The sequence below is a fragment of the Bradyrhizobium sp. SMVTL-02 genome, assembly GCF_051853005.1.
GTDB lineage: Bacteria > Pseudomonadota > Alphaproteobacteria > Rhizobiales > Xanthobacteraceae > Bradyrhizobium.
Genome location: NZ_CP182469.1, coordinates 8,308,047 through 8,332,472, shown reverse-complemented (window position 1 = coordinate 8,332,472; position 24,426 = coordinate 8,308,047). Strand labels below are relative to the sequence as shown.

Here is a 24,426-nt window from a genome sequence, read left to right as displayed (position 1 = left end):
GATCATGCTCAAACAAGGAGCCTACATCTCGCCGGTGACGAACGGGTTGGTCATCCGCTCCTGACCGATGCTCGAGCCGGCGCCGTGGCCGCAGATGAAGCCGACGTCGTCGCCGAGCGGCAGCAGTTTCGTCTTGATCGAGTTGATCAGCGTCGCGTGACTGCCGCCGGGCAGGTCCGTGCGGCCGACCGAGCCCGCGAACAGGACGTCGCCGACATGGGCAAAACGTAAGTCCTTGTTGAAGAATACCACGCTGCCCGGCGAGTGGCCCGGGCAGTGCAGGATGTCGAACGACAGGCCGCCGATCGAGACGCTGTCGCCTTCGTCGAGCCAGCGGTCCGGCGCGAAATTGCGCACGCCGGTCATGCCGAAACGCGCACCGCTCTCGACCACGTTGTCGAGCAGGAACTTGTCGGCCTGATGCGGCCCCTCGATCGGCACCTTCAGCGCATCGCGCAAATCCGCCGCGCCGCCGACATGGTCGATATGGCCGTGGGTGAGCCAGATCTTCTCCACGGTGACGCCGGTCTGCTTGATCGCCTCCAAAATCTTCGGCACGTCGCCGCCGGGATCGATCACCACGGCCTTCTTGCCAGGCTCGTCCCAGATGATGGTGCAGTTCTGCTCGAACAGCGTCACGGGAACGATGATCGCGCCCGCCTTGGCTTTGGTGTCATTTTGCTCGGTCATGGGCGCCACAATGCCGATTTTTGCCATGCCGCCAAGCAAAAGATTCGTGCGATGGACCGGGGAACAGGTCACACGGGCGTCCCAATTGGCTCTCCAATCTGAACCGGGGCGTTGCTTCCGCGTTCTCCCGCGCGAGGGCAGTCTTTGGATGGTATTCCCACATGGCTCACGGCAGCGAGAACTGGTGGCGCGACGGCATCTTCTATCAGATCTATCCGCGCTCCTTTCAGGACAGCGACGGTGACGGCGTCGGCGATCTCGCCGGCATCCTGCAACGGCTGCCCTATGTGAAATCGCTCGGCGTCGATGCGATCTGGCTGTCGCCGATCTTTCCCTCGCCGATGGCCGATTTCGGCTACGACATCGCCGACTACACCGGCATCGAGCCGCTGTTCGGCACCATGGCGGATTTCGACGCGCTACTCGCGGCCGTCCACGACAACGGCCTGAAGCTGATCCTCGATCTCGTGCCGAACCACACCTCCGACCAGCATCCCTGGTTCGTCGAGAGCCGCGCCTCGCGCGACAACCCCAAGCGCGACTGGTACATCTGGCGCGATCCGAAGCCCGACGGCAGCGCGCCGAACAACTGGCTGTCCGAATTCGGCGGCAGCGCGTGGCAGTTCGACGAAACCACGGGGCAATACTACTACCACGCCTTCCTTGCCCAGCAGCCGGACCTCAACTGGCGCAATCCCGATGTCCGCGCCGCGATCTACGACGTGATGCGGTTCTGGCTCGAGAAGGGCGTCGATGGCTTCCGCGTCGACGTGATCTGGCACCTGATCAAGGACGCCGAATTCCGCGACAACCCGCCGAACCCGCATTACGTCGAGGGCCGGCCGCCGAACGAGAAGATCCTCACGCAATATTCCACCGACCAGGACGAGGTGCATGGCGTCATCGCCGAGATGCGCCGCGTCACGGATGCGTATCGCGCCCGCGTCTTGATCGGCGAGATCTATCTGCCGCTGCATCGTCTCATGGCCTATTACGGCAACGACCTCACCGGCGCGCAGATGCCGTTCAATTTCGCGCTGCTCGCGACCTTCTGGAGCGCGCGCTCGATCGAGACGATCATCGAGGACTACGAGAAGGCGCTGCCGAAGGGCGCCTGGCCGAACTGGGTGCTCGGCAACCACGATCGTCCGCGGGTGGCGAGCCGCGTCGGGCCGGAGCAGGCCCGCGTCGCCGCCATGCTGCTGCTGACCTTGCGCGGCACGCCGACGCTCTATTACGGCGACGAGATCGGCATGCATCAGCTCGCGATCGCGCCGGAGGATGTGCGCGATCCCTTCGAGAAGAACGTGCCCGGCATCGGCGTCGGCCGTGACGGCTGCCGCACGCCGATGCAATGGGATTCCTCCAACTTCGCCGGCTTCTCGCAGGTGAGGCCGTGGCTGCCGCTGCCCGAGGATCATATCCATGAAAACGTCGCCAATCTCGAAGCCGATCCGCGCTCGATCCTCAGCCTCTACAAGCGCCTGATCGCGTTGCGGCGGGATTGCCCGCCGCTGGTCGCCGGCGATTATCACCCGATCGAGGCGCAGGGCGATCTGCTGATCTATCGCCGCGCGGCCGGAGACAGGTCGGTGATAACAGTGCTCAATCTCGGCCCCGACCCGATCGCGGTCACCACCAGCGCGATCCGCCCGGGCAGCGAGATTCTGCTGTCGACGTTCCTGGATCGTGAGGGCGAGAAGCTGGAGGGCGTGCTGGATCTGCGCGGGAACGAGGGGGTGGTGGTAGCGCCGCCATCCTAGCCCTGCTTCCGGCAGGAGAACGGCGGAGGAGATGGCCACCGCTGTCTCCCCGTCATTGCGAGCGCAGCGAAGCAATCGCGCCTGCTGCCCGCGAAAAAATTCTGGATTGCTCGCTTCGCTCGCAATGACGATCGTTGAAACGACGGGGCAAACCACGGCATCCGACCTTACCCCGGATGCTTCTTCCCCCGCATCGTCGTCTCGTCGATATCGCTCCGCTTCAGCAGATAGTCCAGCCCACCGACGCGATACCAGCGATAGCCATAGGGCTCCAGCACCACGCGGTGCTGGCGGCGCTTGTCGGCGTGACTGTGGTCTTCCGCGAGCAGGTTGATCAAATGCGCGCCGGCCTCGCCAGGCAGTCCCGCCGAGAACGCGATCTCGCGCGGCTTTTCGTCGAGATTGTGCACGAACAGCACGGAATTGTTGCGCCAGTCGTAGCGGATGATGAAGACGGCGGGATCCCGCACAGGGATCACCGTGAAGTCGCCCCAGCCGACCTCCGGCACTTCCTTGCGCATGCGGACGATGCGCTCGGTCCAGTTCAGCATGGAGTTGGGATCGCGCCGCTGTGTCGCGACATTGAGGTGCGGAAATCCGTACGGACCCTTGTCGATGACGGGGCAGGAAGGCTTGTCGGCCTTGGTGAAGCCGCCATGCGGTTCGGTCGACCATTGCATCGGCGTGCGCGCGCAATTGCGCTCGGGCAGCGACAGGTCGTCGCCCATCGCGATCTCGTCGCCATAGCGGATCACGGGCGTTCCCGGCAACGTGCACATCAGGCTGTAGGCGAGCTCGAGCCGCCGGCGGTCGCCGCCCAGCATCGGCGCAAGGCGGCGGCGGATGCCGCGGTCGTAGAGCTGCATGTCCTTGTCGGGACCGAAGCATTTGAACACGGTATCGCGCTGCGCCTTGGTCAGCCTGCCGAGATCGAGCTCGTCGTGATTGCGCAGGAACAGGCCCCATTGCGCCGTCGCCGGCCGCGGTTTTGTTGCTTCCAGCGCCTTGGCGAGCGGACGGCAATCGGCGGATGCCAGCGCATAGAACAGATGCTGGTTGACGTGGAAGTTGAACATCATGTGCATGCGATCGCCGTCGCGCCCGAAATATTTCATGTCCGTCTTCGGCAGCACGTTGGCTTCGGCGAGAATGATCGCGTCGCCCTGCCGCCATTGCAGGAATTCGCGGAAGACGCGCAGCATGTCGTATTGCTCCACCGGCTTCTTCACCTTGGCGCCCTTCGTCGCGATCACGAAGGGCACGGCGTCCATGCGAAAGCCGGAGACGCCGAGCTGGATCCAGAAGCCCATGATCTTCAGGATCTCGGCCTGCACGCGCGGATTCGAGGTGTTGAGGTCCGGTTGGAAATCGTAGAAACGATGGAAATACCAGGCGCCGGATTCCTTGTCGCGCGTCCAGGTCGATTTCTGCACGCCGGGAAACACCATGCCCTTGTTGGCATTGGCCGGCTTCTTGTCGGACCAGACGTACCAGTCGCGATAGGGCGAGTTCTTGTCGCGCCGCGCCTCCTTGAACCAGTGATGCTGGTCCGAGGTGTGATTGACGACGAGGTCGATGATGACGCGGATGCCGCGCTGCTTGCAGCCCTGGGCGAACTCGACGAAATCGCCGAGCGTGCCGTAGCGGGAATCGACGCTATAATAGTCGGCGATGTCATAGCCGTCGTCGCGGCCGGGCGAGCTCTGGAACGGCATCAGCCAGATCGTGGTGATGCCGAGGCCGTGCAGATAGTCTAGCCGCCGGAGCAGGCCCTTGAAGTCGCCGATGCCATCGCCGTTGGCGTCCATATAGGAGCCGACGGAGAGGCAGTAGATCACGCCGTTCTTGTACCAGAGATCGTCGATCATGCGCGAGCAGCCTCGGTGGTTCCGCCGAGGTGCGGCGGCTGCGTGATAAGTGCGTGGGGAAGGAGAGGTTCCCGCGCCTCGCAGCGCTGTGCCGCCCTCGCTCGACAACCGCTCCCGGTGGTCATGGATTCCGGGCTCGCGCTGCGCGCGCCCCGGAATGACGGGCGAAATGGAATCGGTTAATCTCCGCCCATGGACAACACCGCCCGCATCAGCCTCGTGCCGCCGCCGGATCGCCGTCAGTCGGAAACAGCGCTTGCCGTTGCGCGCGGCACCGCGCGGCTCTTGCATTCGCTCGGCTTCTCCTGCATCAGCGAATTGCCGCTGCCGTCGGGTCGGCGCGCGGATCTCGTGGCGCTGAACGAGCGCGGCGAGATCTGGATCGTCGAGATCAAATCGTCGATCGAGGATTTGCGTGCCGACCAGAAATGGCACGAATACCGCGCCCATTGCGACCGCCTGTTCTTCTCCTTCACGCAGGATCTGCCGTGCGAGATCTTTCCTGAAGACACCGGCCTGATCATTGCGGATGCCTACGGCGCGCACCTGCATTGCGAGGCGCCCGAGCACAAGCTCGCCGCCGCCACGCGCAAGCAGATGACGGTGCGTTTCGCGATGGCGGCGGCCTTGCGGATCAACCGCCTGGTCGATCCGCAGGGGCATGCAGATTTCTGGGAGTGAGTTCGCAGGGTGCTTGCGCCGAACAGATGCGCTTCGCGCATCTGCGGAGCTGACCCACGCTACGCGAGCGCTACCGCGGCGCGCGCTTCGCCAAAATACGTTGCAGCGTCCGCCGGTGCATGTTGAGACGGCGCGCCGTTTCCGAGACGTTGCGGTTGCACATCTCGTAGATGCGCTGGATGTGCTCCCAGCGTACGCGGTCGGCTGACATCGGGTTGGTCGGCAGCTCGGACTTCTCCGCGCTGGTCGAGAGCAGCGCGGCGACGACGTCGTCGGCGTCCGCCGGCTTCGACAGATAATCGATCGCGCCCATCTTCACCGCGGTCACGGCGGTGGCGATGTTGCCATAGCCGGTCAGCACGATCGCGCGGGCATCGGGGCGCTTCTTCTTCAGCGCCGAGACCACGTCGAGGCCGTTGCCGTCACCGAGCCGCAAGTCGACGACGGCGAATGCGGGCGCCGCCTTGCCGATCTGCGCGAGACCGTCCGAGACTGTGTCGCACGACGTCACCGAAAAGCCGCGGGTCTCCATCGCGCGCGACAAGCGCTCGAGAAACGGCTTGTCGTCCTCCACGATGAGAAGCGAGCGGTCGGCCTGTTCATTCAGTTCGGCGATGGCGTTCAAGGTGTTGTCCTCTCTCCAGCGCGTTACATATGGCCTCGCAATCGGGCGGTGCCAAGGCCGCCAATGGCCGATCGGCCCCTTTGTGCGACGCAAGGTCGCGGTCTATCCTATTGTTTCTTCGACTGTCTCGGTAGCCTCAAAACGCGGCCTCGGCCATGTGATGTGCACCACCGCGCCGTGTTCCGGAAAGATCCGGTTGGTAAACGAGACCTTCGCGCCGGTGCGCTCCAGCAGCGTCCGCGCGATGAATACGCCGAGGCCGAGGCCGCGCCGTTCGCCGCCGCCGTCGTCCTGGGTGCGTCGGCGCGACAGATACGGCTCGCCGATCCGGTTGAGAATATCGGGCGGAATGCCCGGGCCGTCGTCGGAGATCAGGAGCTCGATCGTGTCCTTGTTCCACCAGGCGTTCACCTCGACCGTGGTGTGGGCGAAATCGACGGCGTTCTCGACGATGTTGCCGACGCCGTAGAGGATCGCCGGATTGCGTGAGCCGACCGGCTCGGCGGCCGCGGCCACCGCGATCCGCACCTTGATCTCGACGCCGAAATCGCGGTGAGGAGCCACCACCTCCTCGATCAGCTCCGACAGCTTCATGCGGTCGAACGGCGCGCCGGTGGAGGAGAGCTGGGTGATCTTGCTGAGGATGTCGCGGCAGCGCTGGGTCTGCTCGCGCAGCGTCTTAAGGTCGGCGGCAAAGATCGGATCCTTCACCGTCTTTTCCAGCTCGCGCGAGATCAGGAAGATGGTCGCCAGCGGCGTGCCGAGCTCGTGCGCGGCCGCGGCGGCGAGGCCGTCGAGCTGGGTCAGATGCTGCTCGCGCGTCAGCACCAGCTCGGTCGCGGCCAGCGCGTCGGCGAGCTTGCGCGCCTCCTCGGTCACCTGGAACGAGTAGAGGCTGGTGACGCCGATGGCGAGCACGATCGAGAGCCAGACGCCGACGAGATAAATCGGCGGCAGCACCAGGGGATCGTCGGAATCCCAGGGCAGCGGCAGATGGAAGAAGAACAGCACCGAGGCACAGGCGACGGCGAGCAGGCCGAGGCCGAAGGTGAAGCGGGCCGGCAGCGCCGTCGCCGAGATCAGCACCGGGGCGAGAAACAGGAAAGAGAACGGGTTCTGCAGCCCGCCGGTGAAGAACAACAGCCCCGCCAGCTCCACGATGTTCAGCGCCAGCAGGCCGGCGGCCTGCATCGGCTCCAGCCGCTGCATCGGATTTGCCGCGGTCTGGAGGCCCAGATTGAGCGCGGCCGACAGCGCGATGATGCTGACGCAGGGGACGATCTCGACGTTGAACTCCAGTCCCTGTGCCACGATGAAGATCGCGGCGAGCTGGCCCAGCACCGCGAGCCAGCGCAGCCGCAGGATGGTGTCGAGGCGGATATGCCGCTGCGCGGGGCGAAAGTCGGAAGCGGCGATTTCGGTCATAACGGCCAATGGGGCGGTGCCTTCTGGATCACAAACGCTGGGCTCGCGGAACCACCCCGATTACAAGCCTTGCGCTATCAGCTGCAATAGCAGAAGAACGGCCAGCATGACCGAGAATGGCAAGTGTTCAAGTCGGCCGACTGTCGCGGAGCAGGCCTCCTCCGCGGCGATCGCGGTCGATCACCTCGTCAAGGTCTACAAGCAGACCCGCGCCGTCGACGATATCTGCTTTTCGCTGCCGCGCGGCAGCATCACCGGGCTCCTGGGCGGCAACGGCGCCGGCAAGACCACGACCATCGCGATGATCATGGGCCTGGTGCTGCCGACCTCCGGCCGCGTGCAGGTGCTCGGGCATCGCATGCCCGAGGAGAGCGCTGCGGTGCTGGGGCGGATGAATTTCGAGAGCCCCTATGTCGACATGCCGATGCGGCTCACGGTGCGGCAGAACCTCACCATCTTCGGCAAGCTCTACGCGGTCAAGAATTTGTCCGACCGCATTGCGGAGCTCGCCGACGATCTCGACCTCACCGATTTCATCGACCGTGCCAACGGCAAGCTCTCGGCCGGCCAGAAGACCCGCGTTGCTCTCGCCAAAGCGCTGATCAACCAGCCCGAGCTGCTCTTGCTGGACGAGCCGACGGCCTCGCTCGATCCTGACACCGCCGACTGGGTCCGGGCGCATATGGAGCGCTATCGCAAGGAGAACAGCGCCACAATCCTTCTGGCCTCGCACAACATGCTCGAGGTCGAGCGGCTCTGCGACCGCGTCATCATCATGAAGCGCGGCCGCATCGAGGACGACGACACGCCTGCGGCCATCATGACGCGCTACAACCGCACCACGCTGGAGGAGGTGTTTCTGGACGTCGCCCGCGGCCGGGTGAACGGTGCGAAGGAGGCGGCAAGGTGAGGGAGAAGCGGGTGCTCCTTTCGTCATTGCGAGCGAAGCGAAGCAATCCAGAATCGTTCCGCGGAAGGACTCTGGATTGCTTGGTCGCAAGGGCTCCTCGCAATGACGTCTTGGATAGACCGTGCGCGGCATTTCTATCCCTGTGCGGGAGCGCACCATGATCGAGCTCTCCCTCCACCGAGGCATCTCGCTCCACCGCATCGGCGCGATGATCCTGCGCTACTGGTACCTGCTGCTGTCGTCCTGGCCGCGGCTGCTCGAGCTTCTGTACTGGCCGGCGCTGCAGGTCATCACCTGGGGCTTCATCCAGTATTACATCGCGGAAAACGCCAGCTTCTTCGCGCGGGCCGGCGGCACGCTGATCGGCGCCGTCATCCTCTGGGACATCCTGTTCCGCGGCCAGCTCGGCTTCTCCATCTCGTTCCTGGAGGAGATGTGGGCGCGCAACATCGGCAATCTCATGATGAGCCCGCTCCGGCCGATCGAGTTTCTGCTGTCGCTGACGGTCATGAGCCTGATCCGGCTCGCGATCGGCATCGTTCCGATGACGCTGCTGGCGCTGTTCCTGTTTCATTTCAACGTTTATGCGCTCGGCCTGCCGCTGATCGCCTTCTTCTGCAATCTGATCTTCACCAGCTGGTCGGTCGGCATCTTCGTCTCGGGACTGGTGCTGCGGCACGGTCTGGGCGCCGAGAGCATCGTCTGGACCTTGATGTTCGCGATCATGCCGCTCGCCTGCATCTACTATCCCGTCAGCGTGCTGCCGGCCTGGCTGCAATATGTCGCCTGGGCGCTGCCGCCGACCTATGTGTTCGAGGGAATGCGCGCGCTGCTGATCGAGAACACCTTCAGGATCGATCTGATGCTCGAGGCGTTGGTCATCAATGCTGTACTTCTGGGCGCTTCTTTTTGGGCATTCCTTGCCCTTTTGCGTAGCGCCAAAAAGCACGGCTCGCTGCTCTCGGGCGGTGAATAACGTCACTTTGTCGTGGATTCAGGCCGATTTAATCGTTTCCTCCACGTAGATGTACGGAACCATGCATTGACGCAATATTACGCATTCGGCAGTATGCTGCGATGCGAAGAGGATTATAGCGATGCCTATTGGTGAGTTTGGTGGCGCCCCGCCCCTGGCTGCGGAAGGCAGTCCGGTCCTGACGACGCCGATGTACTGGATGTACGAGATGGCCCACGCCTCTCTCAATCCCGCCCGTGCAGTCACCGACGCGACCAAGCTGCTGTTTCAGAATCCCCTCAATCCCTGGGCCCGTACCCAGGTCGGCAAGTCGGTCGCCGCGGCCTGCGAATTGTTCGAGCGCACCACGCGCCGCTACGGCAAGCCGGAATGGGGCCTCGACGACACCGAGGTCAACGGCATCCGCGTCCCCGTCGAGATCCGTTCGGTCTGGGAAAAGCCGTTCTGCCGGCTGCTCTACTTCGATCGCAAGTTCACCCGTCCGCTGCGCAGCCCGCAGCCGCGCGTGCTGATCGTGGCGCCGATGTCCGGCCATTATGCGACACTGCTGCGCGGCACGGTCGAGGCCTTCCTGCCGGCGCACGAGGTCTACATCACCGACTGGGCCGATGCCCGCATGGTGCCGCTCAGCGAAGGGCGCTTCGATCTCGACGACTACATCGACTACATCATCGAGATGCTGCACGTCCTCGGCGGCAACACCCATGTGATGGCGGTGTGCCAGCCGTCCGTGCCGGTCGTCGCCGCCGTTTCGATCATGGAAGCGCGCCGCGATCCGTTCGTGCCGACCTCGATGACGCTGATGGGTGGCCCGATCGACACCCGCCGCAATCCGACCGCGGTGAACAACCTCGCCCAGCAGCGCGGCATCGACTGGTTCCGCAACCACGTCATCACCAAGGTGCCGTTCCCGCATCCGGGCATGATGCGCGACGTCTATCCGGGATTCCTGCAACTCAACGGCTTCATCAGCATGAATCTCGACCGCCACATGGACGCCCACAAGCAGCTGTTCGCCAATCTGGTGAAGGGCGACGGCGACCTCGTCGACAAGCACCGCGACTTCTACGACGAATATCTCGCGGTGATGGACCTCTCGGCCGAATATTACCTGCAGACCGTCGACACCGTGTTCGTGAAGCACTCGCTGCCGAAGGGCGAGATGACCCATCGCGGAACCCGCGTCGATCCCTCAAAGGTCATGCGCGTTGCGTTGATGACGGTCGAAGGCGAGAACGACGACATCTCCGGCCTCGGTCAGACCGAAGCGACGCACGGTCTGTGCAGTTCGATCCCCGATCATCGCCGCGTTCATTACGTCCAGAAGGGCGTCGGACATTACGGCGTGTTCAACGGATCGCGTTTCAAGTCCGAGATCGTGCCGCGGATTCACGACTTCATGGTCTCGGCTGCGAATCCGAGTTCGTTGCAGGCTCTTGCGGCTGAATAAATCTCCTCATGTTGAGGAGCGCGGAACGCGCGTCTCGAACCATGAAGGCCCCGATCTCCCTGTGGCCATCCTTAGAGACGCCCGATTGTGCGCGCTCCTCGGATCAGCGTGGGCATAGCCGTATTTCGGCTTTCCCGTCGAAATTTCCGCCCCTGACGGAGCCTCCGGCAGGGGCAAGTTCCCCCCCCAGATTCGCGGTATTTAGGTAGCTTCATAGGAGTGAGTCCGGCCTCACCGCTTGGGGGTGTCGCATGCGTCCCGAGGGGGCGAAAAAAGCCGGTTCCAACCCCAGTCTGTAGGGTCTCCCGGACGCCGGACCCCTGTATATTGGGCAAATGATTTGTTTTTGCGCCGAGCGCTTTCCCTGGCGGTGGTTATGGCAGAATCCGGGTGAACTCCTGCCCCCCGGACTGACAGACATGGCCACTCGCGCACTCCTTTATCGGCGGCCCCACGAACCGAAGACCCTCGTCATCACCCATGGGTCGCAATTCTTTGCGATTCGCCTGCGAAGACATCGCCGAGCGCGCCGCTACACGCTCCGAATTCATCCGAGTGATCGCGAAGCCATCCTCACCATGCCGCCGCGCGGCACGCTCGCCGAAGCAAAAGACTTCGCGACGCGTCACGGCGCCTGGATCGCGGCACGTCTCGGTCGCCTGCCGAAGGCTGCACCGTTCCAGCCTGGCACGGTGATACCGCTTCGCGGCACGCCCCATCGCATCATTCATCGCGCCGGCGCCCGTGGCACGGTATGGACCGAGACGCGCGACAGCGGTGAAAAGATTCTCTGCGTTGCCGGCGGGCTTGAGCATGTCGATCGCCGCGTCAGCGACTTCCTCAAGCGCGAGGCGCGCCGCGACCTGCAGCGGTCTGCGGAATCCTATGCCGCCGAGCTCGGTGTCAGGGTCAAGCGGCTCTCGATCCGCGACCAGTCCAGCCGCTGGGGCTCCTGCACCTCGGCGGGCTCGCTGTCGTTCTCCTGGCGCCTGATCCTCGCGCCACCCTTCGTGCTCGACTATCTCGCCGCCCACGAGGTCGCCCATCTCGTCGAGATGAACCACTCCGCCCGCTTCTGGCGCGTCTGCGGCAAAGTCTGCCCGTCGATGGAGCGCGCCAAGAAGTGGCTCGACACGCACGGCAATGACCTGCACCGGTACGGGGTCGAGGATTAGGGCTCGCGCGTCGTTGCGGGTGGCCAACTCTCCCTCGGTGTCCCGGCCCTCGCCGGGACGACACCGAGGAAACGTGTTCTCGGTATTTCGCGCGACTCTCGCCTTAGGCGCGACGATTGCGGCGCGTGCCAGATTAGCCCCGCCGCATCAAACGCTTCGCACCATCCACCCCGGCGTCACGGCCGATGTCACGCTCTACTGTGCATGGGGTCGTTTTCGCAGCTTTTGTTTTGAGGCCACGAGGACCGCAATTCGCAGCTTAGCGATTGCCGCCAAACAGCCGGTCCATCAGCCAGCCGTCGAGCCCGGCCGCCGCTTCCGGCCGCACATTGGCGCGCGTCGGCGGCGGGCGATAGCCGCCAGCGCTCGCCGGTGCCGGTCCCGGCGCCGCCGTCGGCGGCGACACCTGCGAGGTCGCCTGCGCGAGGTTCGACAGGCCCCAGCCGCCCGGTGAGCTCGGCAGGTTCGACACGGGCACGCCTTCGTGGGCGGTGCGCATGAAGCGCGACCAGACTTCGACCGGCAGGCCGCCGCCGGTCGCCTTCTTGGTCGGCGAGTTGTCGTCGTTGCCGAGCCAGACGCCGGTGACGAGGTTGGCGGTGTAGCCGATGAACCAGGCGTCGCGGTAATCCTGGCTGGTCCCGGTCTTGCCGGCCGCCGGCCAGCCCGGGATCTCCGCCTTCTTGGCGGTGCCCGATATCAGCGTCTCCCGCATCATCGCATTCATCATGCCGACATTGCGGGGGTCGATGACCTGGTTCCGCTCGTCGGGCTGGCGCATGTAGAGCAGCTTGCCGCTGAGCGTCCTGATCCTTGTGACGACGTGCGGCGCCACCGCGAAGCCGCCATTGGCGAAGGGTGCATAGGCGCCGACCAGCTCGACCACCGAGACTTCCGAGGTACCGAGCGCGATCGAGGCATTGGGCTCGAGCTTGGAGGAGATGCCGAGCCGGTGTGCGGTGCGCACCACGTTCTTCGGCCCGACCTCGAGGCCGAGGCGGATGGCGACCGTGTTGAGCGACATCGCCAGCGCCTGCGTCAGCGTCACCGCGCCAAAATATTCGTGGGTGTAGTTCTCGGGCTTCCAGCCCTTGACCTCGATCGGCGCGTCCTGGCGGACCGTGTCGGGCGTCAGCCCCTGCTCCAAGGCGGTGAGGTACACGAACGGCTTGAACGAGGAGCCGGGCTGGCGTCTGGCGGTGACCGCGCGGTTGTACTGGCTCTCGGAATAGTTCCGTCCGCCGACCATGGCGCGCACCGCGCCGTCGGGCGTCATCGCCACCAGCGCGCCCTGGCTGACATTGAACTTCACGCTCTTGGCCGCGAGCTCGTCGATGATGGCGGCTTCGGCCACGCTTTGCAGCTTCGGGTCGATCGTGGTCTCCACCTTGATGCTCTCGTCGATCTGGCCGACCAGATCGTCCAGCACCTCGCCGATCCAGTCGGCGACGTAATTGACCGTGCCGGCGCCGGCCGGCTTCACATTGTAGGAGGGATGGCCGATCGAGGCCTGCGCCTGCGCTTCGGTGATGAATTTTGCATCCGCCATCGCCGCGAGCACGATCTGCGCGCGCGCCTCCGCGCCTTCGGGATTGCGGTTCGGCGCAAGGCGCGAGGGCGATTTGACGAGGCCGGCCAGCATCGCGGCCTCGGCGACGGTGACGCTCCTGGCCGACTTGCCGAAATACTTTTGCGCGGCGGCTTCGACGCCGTAGGCGCCGGAGCCGAAATAGACGCGGTTGAGATAGAGCTCCAGGATCTCGTCCTTGGAGTGCTTGCGCTCGAGCCAAATGGCGAGCTCCGCTTCCTGCAGCTTGCGCTGCATGGTGCGCTCCTGGGTCAGGAACAGGTTCTTGGCGAGCTGCTGCGTCAAGGTCGAGCCGCCCTGCGACACGCCGCGATGGAGCACGTTGGTGACGAGGGCGCGCAGGATGCCGACGGGGTCGATGCCGAAATGCGAATAGAAGCGGCGGTCCTCGATGGCGATGAACGCCTTGGGCAGATACGGCGGCAAATCCTTCAGCGCGACATTGGCGCCGGCCATCTCGCCGCGCTGCGCCAGCATGCTGCCGTCGATGCCGACGATCTGGATCGTCGGCGGGCGCTTTGGAATCTCCAGAGACTGGATCGGCGGCAGGTGTGCGCCAACATAGATCACGACGCCGATCACGGCGATCACGCCCCAAAGACTAACCACCGCGCCCCAATAGACGAGGCGGCCAAGGCCGGCTCCGAAGTGCGACTTCGAGCGGCGCCTGGCGCCGCTGCGGCCGGCCGGTGTCTTGCGCTCGCGCGGTGGCTCCTCGCCTGTATCCTCGCTCTTGCGCTTGGTGGGTGATTTCGCCGATTTCTTCGGCTTGTCCTCGCCGCCGGGAATGCGGTCCGCAGCCGTCAGGCGCAGATCGGCGAGCGCCGCGGGCAAGCCGAACAGCGGCTCCTTCCGCCCACCCTTTTTCTTTCCCCACGCCATACGCAAATACGCCCGGTCAGCCCGCCCCGCTGCACGCTAGCGGTCGCTGTTTAAGGCCGGGTTACCCCGGCGTTAAAGCGCGATTAGGAGGTGCGGCATTCGCCCACCGCAGTTCCGCTTGTCGGGCGGCAAGGCTAGGATCGCCGACGTAAAACAAAGGGAACTCACGAAGGGAGCAGGCATGGGCCATATCGATCCTACCAAGGAGATCTTTGCGCAATTCCGGGAGAACGATCGCCCGGGCCCGATCCACATGCTCAACCTGGTGCGCTTGCGGAAGGAAGCAGCCTACCCCGACGGCCGCAAGGCGAGCGGCGCGGAGGCCTATGCCGCCTATGGGCGCGAGAGCGGCCCGGTATTCGAACGCCTCGGCGGCCGCATCGTCTGGCAGGGCAAATTCGAGCTGATGCTGATCGGCCCGCAGGAGGAGCGCTGGGACCATTGCTTCATCGCGGAGTATCCGAGCGTTGCCGCCTTCGTCGAGATGATCCGCGACCCGGTCTATCGCGAAGCGGTCAAGCACCGTCAGGCGGCGGTGGAGGATTCGCGGCTGATCCGGCACGCGGTGCTGCCGGTGGGCAAGAACTTTGGAGAGATACCGACCTGAGTTCGTGGGGTCGGTTAGCTCGCGGTCGCGCGAAGCGCGATCCGCGGGCATAACCCACCCTACGAGATCACCACTAACCCGCCGGGCCCGCATCCTCCAGGATCGGGCCGAACAGCTCCCAGCGCTCGCCGTTGAACTTCATCATCTGAAGCTGCTTGTTGACGCGGTAGTCTGTCGGCGAGGTGTTGGCCTTGATGCCGGGCAGCGCGGTGTCGCTGGTGACGTCCTTCAGTGAGGCCGCCTGCTTCATGACGTTCTCGCGCGTCAGATCGTCACCGCACTGCTTCAGCACATGCACCAGCAATTGCGCGGTGCTGTAGCCGTAGGTGTTGAAATTCGAGTCCTTATCGCCATCAGGATAGTACTTCGCCATGAAGTCGAAATACTTCTTCATGCCGGGGTCGTCCTTCCAGGTCGGATCGAGCGGTTCCTTGCCGTAGTTGACGCTGATCAGGCCCTTGGCGGCATCGAGGCCGGCCGGCTTCAGCACCGCACCGACCGAGGTGGCGTTGATGTCGACGATCTGGACCGGATGCCAGCCCATTTCGGCGATCTTCTTGATCGCCTGCGCGGCCTGCTTCGGCGTCGTCGCGCTGAAGAACAGATCAGCGCCGGCGTCCTTGATCTTGAGGATCTGCGAATCGACCGTGGGATCGGAGACCTCGTAGGACGCTTCGGTCACGATCATCTTGGCGGCCTTGTCGCCGAGGCCGGCCTTGAGGCCGTTCAGATAGTCCTTGCCGAGGTCGTCGTTCTGATAGAGCACGCCGATCTTGGCGTTCGAATGCTCCTTCAAAATGTACTGGCCGTAGATTCGGCCTTCGACGAAATAGTTGGGATTGTAGCCCATGGTCCACGGAAAGTTCTTCGGATCGGTGAACCTCGAGGCGCCGGTCGCTGCGAACAGCTGCGGTACCTTCTTGGAATTGAGATATTTCTGCACGGCCGCGTTCACGGGCGTGCCGATGATCTGGAAGGTCAGCAGCACCTCGTCGCTCTCGACCAGCTTGCGGATCTGCTCCACCGCCTTGGGCGGCGAATAGGCGTCGTCATACTGGATCAGATTGATCCTGCGGCCGTTGATGCCGCCCTGATCGTTGATCATCTTGAAGTAGGCGGCCTGGGTCTTGCCGATCGACGAATAGGCCGACGCCGGTCCCGAAAACGGCATGGTCTGTCCGACCTTGATCTCGGTGTCGCTGGCGCCCGGATCATATTTCTTCTGGGCATTGGCCGCAGAGGCCCACAGCGCCAGGGTCAGCGCCGTTGCCGTGGCCAGATGCAGCATTCCATTCCTCATTCGCAATTCCCTCAGTTTGTTATTGCCGGTGATCTGACCGGTGCGCTTGTGCACACCGGACGTCACCGCTGAGGGCGAGTGTGGAGGAGGCGTTGCTGCGACGCAAGGTCGGCGTTCGTAGGGTGGGTTACGCCCAGCAGCTTGCGCTTCGCGCAATCGCTGGGCCAACCCAGCCTACGATCCGTTCGCGAAACTAACCCGACGGTCCCGTGTCCTCGATGATCGGGCCGAACAGCTCCCAGCGTTCGCCGTTGAACCTCATCATCTGCATCTGCTTGTTGACGCGGAAGTCGTTCGGCCCGGTGTTGATCTTGATGCCGGGCAGCGCGAGGCTCGGCGTATAGCCCTTGATGTTGGCGACCTGCCTCATGACGTTCTCGCGCGTGAGGTCGTCGCCGCATTGCTTGAGCACCTGTGTCAGCAATTCGGCCACCGAATAGGCATAGGTGTTGACGGTGTTGAGCTTGTCGCCCTCGGGGAAATACTTGTCCATGAAGGCGAAGAAGGCCTTCACGCCCGGATCGTCCTTCCACTGCGGATCGCCCGGCTCCTTGCCGTACTGGGTCGAGATGATGCCCTTGGAGATGTCGAGGCCGGCCGGCTTCAGCGTCGCCGAGATCGGGCTCGCATTGATGTCGAGAATGTGCACCGGCGTCCAGCCGAGATCGGCGAGCTTCTTGATCGCCTGCGCCGCGAACTTCGGCGTCGAGGCATCGTAGAACACGTCGACGCCCATCGACTTCAGCTTGACCACCTGCGAGTCGACGGTGGGATCGGTGACCTCGTAGGAGACCTCGCCGACGATCATGCTGGCGGCCTTGTCGCCGAGGCCGCTCTTGAGGCCCGCGAGATAGTCGCGGCCCATGTCGTCATTCTGGTAGAGCACGCCGATCTTGGCGTTCGGATGCTCCTTGAGAATGTATTTGGCGTAGATGCGTCCCTCGGACACGTAGTTGGGATTATAGGCGATGGTCCAGGGATAGTTCTGCGGATCGTTGAAGCGTGCGGCGCCCGTCGAGGCCAGAAGCTGCGGCACCTTCTTGCCGTTGAGATATTTCTGCACGGCGGCGTTGGCCGCGGTGCCGATCAGCTGGAACGTGAACAGCACCTCGTCGCCTTCGACCAGCTTGCGCACCTGCTCCACGGTCTTCGGCGGCGAATAGGCGTCGTCATACTGGATCAGATTGATCTTGCGGCCGTTGATGCCGCCCTGATCGTTGATCATCTTGAAGTAGGCGGCCTGCGTCTTGCCGATATTGGCGTAGACGGAATAGGGACCGGAGAACGGCACCGTCTGGCCGATCTTGATCTCGGTGTCGCTCGCGCCGGTGTCGTATTTCTTCTGGGCGAGGGCTTGGCTGGCGGAAAACGCGAAGGCGAACGCCGCCGTGGCAGCTAGGAAGGCTCTGCGATTGCTCATGTTGGGTTGTTCCTCCTGACGGAATTTTCGACCGATGGTCTTTTCCGTTGTTGCAGGCGCCATCGCTGCCTGGGATTGTGGAGGAAGGGCAGCCGCCGCGCAAGGATCGCGGCGCTGCGCCGAAGCGTCTCAGGCGAGAATCAGCGCAACCAGCGCGACCGCGGCCGGCAACGCCTGCACGATCAGAATCCGCGCGCTGACGGTCGCCGCGCCATAGGCCCCGGCCACGATCACGCAGAGCAGGAAGAATACCTTGATCTGGAACGCGAAGGCTGGATTGCCGTGGACGAGGCCCCAGATCAGACCGGCGATCAGGAAGCCGTTATAGAGCCCTTGATTGGCGGCCAGCACCTTCGTGATTGCGGCCTTCTCCGGCGTGTTGCGGAAAACCTTCAGGCCCTGTGGCTTGTCCCAGAGGAACATCTCCAGGATCAGGAAGCAGGCGTGCAGTGCGGCGACCAGCGCCACCAGGACATTGGCGATCAGGTTCAAGGTGAGCTCCCCCAAAAGCGTCAGCTTTCGGGTGGACGCTAGCATGGCCGCCATGGCAAGTGCGATGGGTGTGTTTCGATTGCTGGTGCCGCAATGCCCGTTCGATCAACCAAGACGCCTGAACGCTTCGGTCTCGATCGCATGGCGACGCCGATCGGGATTGCGTTGCTGGTCACCGATGCCGAGGGCAATCTGCGGGCGCTCGACTGGGACCACTATGAGCATCGCATGCGCGAGCTGTTGCGCCTGCACTATGGTGCCGTGGATCTCAGCCATCGGCCCGCGCCGGCTGGGATGCGGACTGCGCTGTCGGGCTATTTCGAAGGCGATCTCGGCCAGCTGGCAGGTGTCGCATGGCGCGTCGCCGGCACGCCGTTCCAGCAAAAGGTCTGGACCGCGCTGGCGCAAATCCCGGCCGGCACCACGATGAGCTACGGTGCGATGGCCGCAAGGATCGCTATGCCAAAAGCCATTCGCGCCGTCGGCCATGCCAACGGCTCCAACCCGATCAGCGTGGTGCTGCCGTGCCATCGCCTGGTCGGCGCCGATGGCTCGCTGGTGAAATATGGCGGCGGGCTGGAGCGCAAGCGCTGGCTGCTGCGGCACGAGGGCGTGGAGGTTTAGATCTCTCCTCTCGTCATTCCGGGGCTTCGCGCAAGCGGCGAGCCCGGAATCTATCGTGCCACCGGCTCGGCGGATGAATGGATTCCGGTTCGCGCTACGCGCGCACCGGAATGACGAGTGGAGAAAGATGCTTGCCTGCCTCTATGCCGCCGGCTGCACCGCCTTGTCGCTGGCCATCACGTGGGTCAGCGCGCTCTTGATCGCGGACTGCCGGGTCGGCGCGTTGATCTGTGCGCCAAGGAGGTCAGTGACGTAGAACACGTCGCGGGCGCGCTCGCCGAAGGTCGCGACATGGGCCGAGGCGATGTTGAGATTGAGCTTCGAGATCGCGGTGGTCAGCTCGTAGAGCAGGCCGGGGCGGTCGAGGCCGGAGACCTCGATCACGGTGTAGCGGTCGGACCACTGGTTGTTGATGGTCACTTCCGGCTCGATCACGAAGGGCTTTGCCTTGCTGCGCACGGTGCGCCGCGCCACCACTTCGGGCAGGCGCAGCTTGCCTTCCAGCACGTCCTCGATCATCTCGCCGATGCGTGTGGCGCGCCGTCCCTCGTCCTCGTCGCGGTCGTATTCCCTGGAGATCGAGATGGTGTCGAGCGCACGGCCGTCGGTCGTGGTGTAGATCTGCGCGTCGACGATGTTGGCCCCGGCCGAGGCGCACGCGCCGGCGATGATCGACAGCAGCCAGGGATGGTCGGCGGCGAAGATCGTGAGCTCGGTGACGCCGCGCACCTCGTCGAAGCCGACATTGATTGCGAGCTTGTGGCCGGCCTGCTCGCTGGAGCGGACGAAGCGGGCATGGCGGATTTTTCGCGGTAGCTCGACCTTGAGCCAATAGGCCGGATAATGCCGGCCGATATAGGCGTCGAGCTCGTCCTTCGGCCACTCGGCGAAGGCCATGCGGAATTCGGCGTGCGCGACGGCGAGGCGCTTGCCGCGATCCACTTCCGAGAAGCCGCCCGTGAGCACCGGCTCGGTCTCGTAATACAGCGAGCGCAAGAGCTGCGCCTTCCAGCCGTTCCACACGCCGGGGCCGACGCCGCGGATGTCGGCGGTGGTGAGGATCGTCAGCAGCTTCATCTGCTCGACCGACTGCACCACGGCGGCAAAATTCTCGATGGTCTTGCGATCGGAGAGGTCGCGCGACTGCGCGACCGTCGACATCGTCAGATGCTCCTCGATCAGCCAGGCCACGAGCTCAGTGTCGGCCGGGCTGAAGCCGAGCCGCGGGCACAGCCGCCGCGCCACCTTGGCGCCGGCGATCGAGTGATCCTCGGGACGGCCCTTGGCGACGTCGTGCAGCAGCGTTGCGATGTATATCACCGCGCGGTGCTCGGGTCTCGTTTTGCGCATCAGGTCGCTGGCGAGAGCGAACTCCTCGATGCCGCCGCGCTCGATCTCCTGGAGGAAGCCGATGCAGCGGATCAGGTGCTCGTCGACGGTGTAGTGATGATACATGTTGAACTGCATCATCGAGACGATCTTGCCGAAGGCGCGGATGAAGTGGCCGAGCACGCCGGTCTCGTTCATCCGCCGCAGCACGATCTCGGCGTTGTCGGAGGTCAGGATCTCCATGAACAGCCGGTTGGCTTCGGGATTCTCACGCAGCTGCGCGTTGATCAGGCCGAGCGAGCGCGTCACGTCGCGCATCGCATCCGGATGGAAGGCGAGGTTGTTCTTCTGCGCCAGGCGGAAGATGCGGATCAGATTGACCGGATCGTGCTTGAACACGTCGGGCGCGGCGACGTTGATGCGGTTGTTGTCGACGATGAAGTCGTCGCTATCGGGGACGCGCCGCTTCACCGCGGTCGGCCGCAGCCGCGCCATCACCCGGCTCAGCACCGGCGCGGGCTTGGCCTGCTGGTCCTCGAGCTTGGCGCACAGGATGGCGGTGAGGTTGCCGACCTCCTTGGCGACCAGGAAGTAGTGCTTCATGAAGCGCTCGACGTCCTGCATGCCGGGATGCGAGGTGTAGCCGAGCCGGATCGCGATCTCGCGCTGCAGGTCGAAGGACAGGCGCTCCTCGGCGCGGCCACAGTAGAAATGCAGGTTGCAGCGCACCGACCAGAGGAAGTCGGCGCAGCGACGGAAGCTGCGGTATTCCTGCGCGTCGAACACGCCGCGCTCGACGAGCTCGTCGGTGTCGCGGACGCGGTAGACGTATTTGGCGATCCAGAACAGCGTGTGCAGGTCGCGCAGCGCGCCCTTGCCGTCCTTGACGTTGGGCTCGACCAGATAACGCGACTGACCGCCGCGGCGATGCCGTTCCTCGCGCTCCGCGAGCTTTGCCGTGACGAATTCGGACGCGGTGCCCTGCACCACCTCCTTGTCGAAGCGCTCGACCAGCTCGTCGTAGAGCGGCTGGTCGCCGGTGAGGAACCGCGTCTCCAGGATCGCGGTGCGGATGGTCATGTCGCCGCGCGCCTGGCGGATCGATTCATCGACCGAGCGCGTGGCGTGACCGACCTTCAGGCCCATGTCCCAGAGGCAATAGAGGATGGCTTCGGCGACTTGCTCACCCCAGGCGGTCTGCTTGTAGGGCAGGATGAACAAGAGATCGATGTCGGACTCGGGCGCCATCAGGCCGCGGCCGTAGCCGCCGGTCGCCACCACCGCCATCCGCTCGGCGCCGCTCGGGATGTGCGAGCGGTAGAGATGACGCGTCGCGGCCGAATAGAGGATGCGGATGATCTCGTCCTGCACATGGCACAGTCGTTCGGCGCAGCGGCGGCCGTGACGGTCCTTCAGCAGGATCGTCTGCGCCGCGGCGCGCGCCGCGATCAGCTCGGCCTTGAGCAGTTGCGCCATGGCGGTGCGGAACGCGTCCTCGCGTCCCTCGTGCTTCTCGGCAAGCGCATCGATCGCGGCGGTGATCCGCGCGGTGTCGAAGCGATCGTCCACCTCAGGCTTGTGCTCAGTTGCGACGCTGTCCATGTCTCACCGGATATAAGAGGCGACAGGCGCTGTCACCCGTCATTCGCTGGCAATAGTCGTTCCGTGCTGGAAAAGGCCGGCTTCGGGCAAATCTGTTCTCAGCCGGTGCCCTTTCAAGGGTCGGATTTTCTCGTTGACCTCTGGATATAACTCATTGAAAAACAACAAAGTTTTTGAGGAGTTCGGGCATGACTGGGATTACGCGACGCATTCTTCTGGCTGGCGCGGTGGCGCTCGCAATGAGCCCGGCGGCAGAGGCCGCCGATCCGCTCAAGGAAATCCGCATCGACTGGGCGACCTACAACCCGGTGTCGCTGGTGCTGAAGCAGAAGGGGCTGCTCGAGAGGGAGTTCGCCAAGGACGGCATCACCATCACGTGGGTGCAGTCGGCCGGCTCCAACAAGGCGCTCGAATTCCTCAATGCCGGCTCGATCGATTTCGGCTCGACCGCGGGCTCGGCGGCGCTGGTCGCGAGGATCAACGGCAACCCGATCAAGTCGATCTACGTCTATTCGCGTCCCGAATGGACAGCGCTGGTGACAGGCAAGGATTCCAGGATCGCTGATGTGGCCGATCTCAAGGGCAAGCGCGTCGCGGTGACGCGCGGCACCGATCCGCACATCTTCCTGGTGCGTGCGCTGCTGGGTGCGGGTCTGACCGAGAAGGACATCACGCCGGTGCTGCTGCAGCACGCCGACGGCAAGACCGCTTTGATCCGCGGCGATGTCGATGCCTGGGCCGGTCTCGATCCCATGATGGCGCAGGCCGAAGTCGAGGAAGGCGCAAAGCTGTTCTATCGCAAGGCCGATGCCAACACCTGGGGTGTCCTCAATGTGCGCGAGCAGTTCCTGAAGGACTATCCGGATGCCGCCCGCCGCGTGCTCGCGGTGTACGAAGAAGCGCGAAAGTATTCGCTGGCGAATTACGACGAGCTGAAGAAGACCTTCATCGCGGTGACGAAGCTTCCAGAAGCCGTTGTCGACAAGCAGCTCAAGGAGCGCACCGACCTCAGCCACAGCCGCATCGGCGCGCCCCAGCGCGAGTCGATCCTCGCCGCCGGCCTCGCCCTGCAACAGGCCGGCGTCGTCGACGCCAAGGTCGATGTGAAGGCCACGCTCGACGCCCTGATCGACGACCAGGTCCCGCTGCCGACGAATTGATCTTCCTGCCCTCCGCCCTTGTGGTCCCTTGTGGGGGAGGGTGGCTTCGCGGAACGCGAAGCCGGGTGAGGGATCCATCCTCACGAACAGTTTTGCGAGTGGAAAGAACCCTGATCGGACGCTTCGCGCCACCTTCTCCCACAAGGGGAGAAGGAAGACGGCAGCATCAGGCGCGGCAATAGTAGTGTTGCATTCCCTCGTCAGACGCGCTTCCTACCGGCCATGATCTCCGACGTTCCAGTGCTGCAACAGACTTCGGAACCCGCCGAAAGCGCCGCCGCGCCGTCGCGGCTGTCGCGCTATGCGCGGCCGGTGCTCGGGCTGCTGCTGCCGGTGACGCTCGCGCTTGGCTGGGAGCTCGTGGTCTGGTCCGGCTGGTCCAACGGGCGCCTGGTGCCGCCGCCTTCGCGCATCTTCACCACCCTCACCGAGCTCGCCCGGTCCGGCGAGCTGGTGCGTCACATCACTGCGACGCTGTGGCGCGTCGGGCTCGGCTTCGCCTTCGGCGTGGTCGCGGGCACGCTGCTCGGCGCGATTTCCGGCTACTGGTCGCTGGCGCGGCGGCTGCTCGATCCGACCGTGCAGGCGCTGCGCGCGATCCCGTCGCTCGCCTGGGTGCCGCTGTTCATCCTCTGGCTCGGCATCTTCGAGACCTCGAAGATCGCGCTGATCGCGGTTGGCGTGTTCTCTCCGGTCTATCTCGGCGTGATGGGCGCGATCCTCTCGGTCGATCGCAAGATCGTGGAGGTCGGCCGCACCTTCCGCCTCTCCGGTTTCGCGATGATACGCCGCATCCTGCTGCCCGCGGTGCTGCCGGCTTACGTGGTTTCCTTGCGCGTCGGCCTCGGTCTCGGCTGGATGTTCGTGGTCGCGGCCGAACTGATCGGCGCCTCCGAGGGCCTCGGCTATCTCCTGCTCGACGGCCAGCAGCTCGGCAAGCCCGCGCAGATCCTCGCCGCCATCGTGATCTTCGCCATCCTCGGCAAGCTCACGGACTGGCTGATCGAACTTGCGGCCGCGCCGTTCCTGCGCTGGCAGGATGCCTTCTCCCGCGCGAGGGGAGCGTAACGCGATGCTCGCGCTCGACCGGGTCAGCAAGACCTACCCCAACGGCGTCGAGGCGCTGGCGCGCTTCTCCGCCGAGATCCGCCAAGGCGAGATCATCGCCATCATCGGCGGCTCCGGCTGCGGCAAGTCCACACTGCTCCGCGCCATCGCCGGCCTCGACCGTGCCAGCTCGGGCACCGTGACGCTCGACAGCGAAGCGATCAGCTCGCCGCACGCAAAAATCGGCATCATCTTCCAGGAGCCGCGGCTTTTGCCCTGGCTCAGCGTCGCCGACAATATCGGCTTCGGCCTCGCCGACCTGCCGGCGGCTGAGCGGCGCGCAAAGGTAGCGCGCGCGCTGGAGCGCGTCGGGCTTGCCGACAAGGCACAGGCCTGGCCGCGCGAGCTTTCGGGCGGGCAGGCGCAGCGCGTCGCGATTGCGCGGGCGCTGGTGCCGCAGCCCGAGGTGCTGCTGCTCGACGAGCCGTTCTCCGCGCTCGATGCCTTCACGCGTCGCGACCTCCAGGATCATCTGCTCGACCTCTGGGCCGACACGCGGCCGACCTTGATCCTCGTCACACATGACGTCGACGAGGCCGTGGTGCTGGCCGATCGCGTGCTGGTGATGCGGCCGCGGCCCGGCCGGCTGTTCGACCACATCGAGATCAATCTCGGCCGGCCGCGCGACCGCAATTCGCCGCTGTTCGAAACTTTCAAGCGAAGTGTCTTGACCTCGCTCGACCGTTCGCTCGACCGCCGCGTGCCCGACCGGGACGCAACCCAGGGTCCCGGCCAGGCCATGTGGTGGTGAC

General features: G+C 64.5%; 20 protein-coding genes. 11 read left to right on the top strand and 9 right to left on the bottom strand.

The annotated features are described in order from the left end of the window. Positions 1-21 precede the first annotated feature (21 nt). Positions 22-690, bottom strand: coding sequence for an MBL fold metallo-hydrolase (locus ACNJYB_RS39825; protein ID WP_439371999.1), 669 nt, complete (start codon positions 688-690; stop codon positions 22-24). A gap of 161 nt (positions 691-851) precedes the next feature. Here ACNJYB_RS39825 and ACNJYB_RS39820 point away from each other — a divergent pair, with 161 nt between their 5' ends. Next, complete coding sequence (locus ACNJYB_RS39820) at positions 852-2,453, top strand: alpha-amylase family glycosyl hydrolase (RefSeq protein ID WP_439371998.1); 1,602 nt, start codon at positions 852-854, stop codon at positions 2,451-2,453. Positions 2,454-2,620: 167 nt separating this feature from the next. Here ACNJYB_RS39820 and ACNJYB_RS39815 read toward each other — a convergent pair whose 3' ends face one another. Further along, positions 2,621-4,321, bottom strand: coding sequence for an alpha-amylase family protein (locus ACNJYB_RS39815; protein ID WP_439371996.1), 1,701 nt, complete (start codon positions 4,319-4,321; stop codon positions 2,621-2,623). Positions 4,322-4,513: 192 nt separating this feature from the next. Between ACNJYB_RS39815 and ACNJYB_RS39810 the strand changes: the two genes are divergently transcribed. Beyond that, positions 4,514-5,002 carry an MmcB family DNA repair protein gene (locus ACNJYB_RS39810; protein ID WP_439371994.1) on the top strand — a complete coding sequence of 163 codons (489 nt, stop codon included), beginning with the start codon at positions 4,514-4,516 and terminating at the stop codon, positions 5,000-5,002. A 70-nt stretch (positions 5,003-5,072) separates the two neighbouring features. On the opposite strand, the gene ACNJYB_RS39805 is transcribed toward ACNJYB_RS39810, so the two are convergent. Beyond that, positions 5,073-5,627, bottom strand: coding sequence for an ActR/PrrA/RegA family redox response regulator transcription factor (locus ACNJYB_RS39805; protein WP_018644326.1), 555 nt, complete (start codon positions 5,625-5,627; stop codon positions 5,073-5,075). Between the two features lie 102 nt (positions 5,628-5,729). Then, positions 5,730-7,052: an ActS/PrrB/RegB family redox-sensitive histidine kinase gene (locus ACNJYB_RS39800; RefSeq protein WP_439371992.1), complete on the bottom strand. Its 1,323-nt coding sequence runs from the start codon at positions 7,050-7,052 to the stop codon at positions 5,730-5,732. Positions 7,053-7,158: 106 nt separating this feature from the next. Between ACNJYB_RS39800 and ACNJYB_RS39795 the strand changes: the two genes are divergently transcribed. The 4 genes from ACNJYB_RS39795 to ACNJYB_RS39780 all read left to right on the top strand — a co-directional run bounded on the left by ACNJYB_RS39795 (position 7,159) and on the right by ACNJYB_RS39780 (position 11,563). Further along, positions 7,159-7,962 (top strand): ABC transporter ATP-binding protein, encoded by an 804-nt coding sequence (locus ACNJYB_RS39795; RefSeq protein ID WP_439371991.1) that lies wholly within the window; start codon positions 7,159-7,161, stop codon positions 7,960-7,962. 157 nt (positions 7,963-8,119) lie between these two features. Next, positions 8,120-8,938: an ABC transporter permease gene (locus tag ACNJYB_RS39790; RefSeq protein ID WP_439371989.1), complete on the top strand. Its 819-nt coding sequence runs from the start codon at positions 8,120-8,122 to the stop codon at positions 8,936-8,938. 121 nt (positions 8,939-9,059) lie between these two features. After that, positions 9,060-10,388, top strand: a complete 1,329-nt coding sequence (locus ACNJYB_RS39785) for a polyhydroxyalkanoate depolymerase (RefSeq protein ID WP_439371987.1) — start codon at positions 9,060-9,062, stop codon at positions 10,386-10,388. 335 nt (positions 10,389-10,723) lie between these two features. Then, complete coding sequence (locus ACNJYB_RS39780) at positions 10,724-11,563, top strand: M48 family metallopeptidase (RefSeq protein ID WP_439371986.1); 840 nt, start codon at positions 10,724-10,726, stop codon at positions 11,561-11,563. Positions 11,564-11,822: 259 nt separating this feature from the next. Here the strand turns inward: ACNJYB_RS39780 and ACNJYB_RS39775 are convergent, their stop codons facing one another. Beyond that, a complete protein-coding gene (locus ACNJYB_RS39775) occupies positions 11,823-14,033 on the bottom strand; it encodes a transglycosylase domain-containing protein (protein ID WP_439371984.1) in 2,211 nt (736 codons plus the stop codon). 181 nt (positions 14,034-14,214) lie between these two features. On the opposite strand from ACNJYB_RS39775, the gene ACNJYB_RS39770 reads away from it, so the two are divergent. After that, positions 14,215-14,640 (top strand): DUF1330 domain-containing protein, encoded by a 426-nt coding sequence (locus ACNJYB_RS39770; protein WP_025033272.1) that lies wholly within the window; start codon positions 14,215-14,217, stop codon positions 14,638-14,640. 73 nt (positions 14,641-14,713) lie between these two features. On the opposite strand, the gene ACNJYB_RS39765 is transcribed toward ACNJYB_RS39770, so the two are convergent. The 3 genes from ACNJYB_RS39765 to ACNJYB_RS39755 all read right to left on the bottom strand — a co-directional run bounded on the left by ACNJYB_RS39765 (position 14,714) and on the right by ACNJYB_RS39755 (position 17,906). Then, positions 14,714-15,940: an ABC transporter substrate-binding protein gene (locus ACNJYB_RS39765; RefSeq protein WP_439371982.1), complete on the bottom strand. Its 1,227-nt coding sequence runs from the start codon at positions 15,938-15,940 to the stop codon at positions 14,714-14,716. Between the two features lie 193 nt (positions 15,941-16,133). Next, positions 16,134-17,360: an ABC transporter substrate-binding protein gene (locus ACNJYB_RS39760; protein WP_439371980.1), complete on the bottom strand. Its 1,227-nt coding sequence runs from the start codon at positions 17,358-17,360 to the stop codon at positions 16,134-16,136. A 129-nt stretch (positions 17,361-17,489) separates the two neighbouring features. Then, positions 17,490-17,906, bottom strand: coding sequence for a DUF1304 domain-containing protein (locus tag ACNJYB_RS39755; RefSeq protein ID WP_439371979.1), 417 nt, complete (start codon positions 17,904-17,906; stop codon positions 17,490-17,492). A gap of 39 nt (positions 17,907-17,945) precedes the next feature. Between ACNJYB_RS39755 and ACNJYB_RS39750 the strand changes: the two genes are divergently transcribed. Beyond that, the gene (locus tag ACNJYB_RS39750; RefSeq protein WP_439371977.1) at positions 17,946-18,476 is read left to right on the top strand and encodes a methylated-DNA--[protein]-cysteine S-methyltransferase; all 531 of its coding nucleotides are present in this window, start codon (positions 17,946-17,948) and stop codon (positions 18,474-18,476) included. A 141-nt stretch (positions 18,477-18,617) separates the two neighbouring features. Here the strand turns inward: ACNJYB_RS39750 and ACNJYB_RS39745 are convergent, their stop codons facing one another. Beyond that, the gene (locus ACNJYB_RS39745; RefSeq protein WP_439371976.1) at positions 18,618-21,407 is read right to left on the bottom strand and encodes a [protein-PII] uridylyltransferase; all 2,790 of its coding nucleotides are present in this window, start codon (positions 21,405-21,407) and stop codon (positions 18,618-18,620) included. Between the two features lie 188 nt (positions 21,408-21,595). Between ACNJYB_RS39745 and ACNJYB_RS39740 the strand changes: the two genes are divergently transcribed. The 3 genes from ACNJYB_RS39740 to ACNJYB_RS39730 all read left to right on the top strand — a co-directional run bounded on the left by ACNJYB_RS39740 (position 21,596) and on the right by ACNJYB_RS39730 (position 24,425). Next, positions 21,596-22,567 carry an aliphatic sulfonate ABC transporter substrate-binding protein gene (locus ACNJYB_RS39740; protein ID WP_439371974.1) on the top strand — a complete coding sequence of 324 codons (972 nt, stop codon included), beginning with the start codon at positions 21,596-21,598 and terminating at the stop codon, positions 22,565-22,567. A gap of 222 nt (positions 22,568-22,789) precedes the next feature. Further along, the gene (locus ACNJYB_RS39735) at positions 22,790-23,635 is read left to right on the top strand and encodes an ABC transporter permease (protein WP_439371971.1); all 846 of its coding nucleotides are present in this window, start codon (positions 22,790-22,792) and stop codon (positions 23,633-23,635) included. Positions 23,636-23,639: 4 nt separating this feature from the next. Beyond that, positions 23,640-24,425: an ABC transporter ATP-binding protein gene (locus ACNJYB_RS39730; RefSeq protein ID WP_439371969.1), complete on the top strand. Its 786-nt coding sequence runs from the start codon at positions 23,640-23,642 to the stop codon at positions 24,423-24,425. Position 24,426: the final 1 nt, after the last annotated feature.

Coding starts and splice junctions, on each gene's coding strand:
- ACNJYB_RS39810 (WP_439371994.1), top strand. CDS start 4,514: ATGGACAACACCGCCCGCATCAGCCTCGTGCCGCCGCCGGATCGCCGT.
- ACNJYB_RS39735 (WP_439371971.1), top strand. CDS start 22,790: ATGATCTCCGACGTTCCAGTGCTGCAACAGACTTCGGAACCCGCCGAA.
- ACNJYB_RS39760 (WP_439371980.1), bottom strand. CDS start 17,360: ATGAGCAATCGCAGAGCCTTCCTAGCTGCCACGGCGGCGTTCGCCTTC.
- ACNJYB_RS39755 (WP_439371979.1), bottom strand. CDS start 17,906: ATGGCGGCCATGCTAGCGTCCACCCGAAAGCTGACGCTTTTGGGGGAG.
- ACNJYB_RS39795 (WP_439371991.1), top strand. CDS start 7,159: ATGACCGAGAATGGCAAGTGTTCAAGTCGGCCGACTGTCGCGGAGCAG.
- ACNJYB_RS39815 (WP_439371996.1), bottom strand. CDS start 4,321: ATGATCGACGATCTCTGGTACAAGAACGGCGTGATCTACTGCCTCTCC.
- ACNJYB_RS39785 (WP_439371987.1), top strand. CDS start 9,060: ATGCCTATTGGTGAGTTTGGTGGCGCCCCGCCCCTGGCTGCGGAAGGC.
- ACNJYB_RS39765 (WP_439371982.1), bottom strand. CDS start 15,940: ATGAGGAATGGAATGCTGCATCTGGCCACGGCAACGGCGCTGACCCTG.
- ACNJYB_RS39825 (WP_439371999.1), bottom strand. CDS start 690: ATGACCGAGCAAAATGACACCAAAGCCAAGGCGGGCGCGATCATCGTT.
- ACNJYB_RS39790 (WP_439371989.1), top strand. CDS start 8,120: ATGATCGAGCTCTCCCTCCACCGAGGCATCTCGCTCCACCGCATCGGC.
- ACNJYB_RS39740 (WP_439371974.1), top strand. CDS start 21,596: ATGACTGGGATTACGCGACGCATTCTTCTGGCTGGCGCGGTGGCGCTC.
- ACNJYB_RS39730 (WP_439371969.1), top strand. CDS start 23,640: ATGCTCGCGCTCGACCGGGTCAGCAAGACCTACCCCAACGGCGTCGAG.
- ACNJYB_RS39800 (WP_439371992.1), bottom strand. CDS start 7,052: ATGACCGAAATCGCCGCTTCCGACTTTCGCCCCGCGCAGCGGCATATC.
- ACNJYB_RS39745 (WP_439371976.1), bottom strand. CDS start 21,407: ATGGACAGCGTCGCAACTGAGCACAAGCCTGAGGTGGACGATCGCTTC.
- ACNJYB_RS39780 (WP_439371986.1), top strand. CDS start 10,724: ATGATTTGTTTTTGCGCCGAGCGCTTTCCCTGGCGGTGGTTATGGCAG.
- ACNJYB_RS39775 (WP_439371984.1), bottom strand. CDS start 14,033: ATGGCGTGGGGAAAGAAAAAGGGTGGGCGGAAGGAGCCGCTGTTCGGC.
- ACNJYB_RS39750 (WP_439371977.1), top strand. CDS start 17,946: ATGCCCGTTCGATCAACCAAGACGCCTGAACGCTTCGGTCTCGATCGC.
- ACNJYB_RS39820 (WP_439371998.1), top strand. CDS start 852: ATGGCTCACGGCAGCGAGAACTGGTGGCGCGACGGCATCTTCTATCAG.
- ACNJYB_RS39770 (WP_025033272.1), top strand. CDS start 14,215: ATGGGCCATATCGATCCTACCAAGGAGATCTTTGCGCAATTCCGGGAG.